The organism is Porphyromonas uenonis 60-3 (assembly GCF_000174775.1).
In the GTDB taxonomy this organism is placed as follows: domain Bacteria; phylum Bacteroidota; class Bacteroidia; order Bacteroidales; family Porphyromonadaceae; genus Porphyromonas; species Porphyromonas uenonis_A.
In genome coordinates this window covers 1-505 of record NZ_ACLR01000044.1, presented here as the reverse complement: position 1 = coordinate 505, position 505 = coordinate 1, and the positions used below count along the sequence as shown (strand labels likewise).

The following is a 505-nucleotide window of genomic DNA, read 5'->3' as shown; positions in this document are numbered from 1 at the left end:
CGACGACGACGACGACGACGACGACGACGACGACGACGACGACGACGACGACGACGACGACGACGACGACGACGACGACGACGCGCGCGCGCGCGCGCGCGCGCGCGCGCNCCNCGGTTACGAAGAGAAGTCGACCGAGCATCCAAGACGAAAAAAACTTCGCTTTTTACTTGCATTTGAACTTAGAAAGCACCGGGCTACTCGTAAGATTAGCGGAATATAGGTTTAGCGACGAAAGCCACCCCGCAACATATCGCATCAGCACCCTCACCGCTCAGTAGGTGGGGGTGCTTTTTTCTGGGAAGCCTTGCCGACCAAGCGCACCCCCCACGGAAGAATTGCCCAATAGCTACCGAGGAAACGAAGATTCTCCACGGAACCGAGAAATAAAACTTCGGAAGAATGAAATCGAAGTTCCGATGAATTTCGGATTTCCTCCCTAGGGATTTCTTCGTCCCTCCCTTGGGATCTATTCGTTCCTCCGTGGGGATCGGAGAGTTCCACC

The 505-nt window shown here is 55.9% G+C and carries 1 protein-coding gene; it reads right to left on the bottom strand.

Going from position 1 to position 505, the window contains the following annotated elements; all coding sequences use genetic code 11:
- Window positions 1–209 precede the first annotated feature (209 nt).
- On the bottom strand, window positions 210–505 hold a 296-nt coding region (locus tag PORUE0001_RS10805; RefSeq protein WP_039865242.1), incomplete at its 5' end, for a hypothetical protein.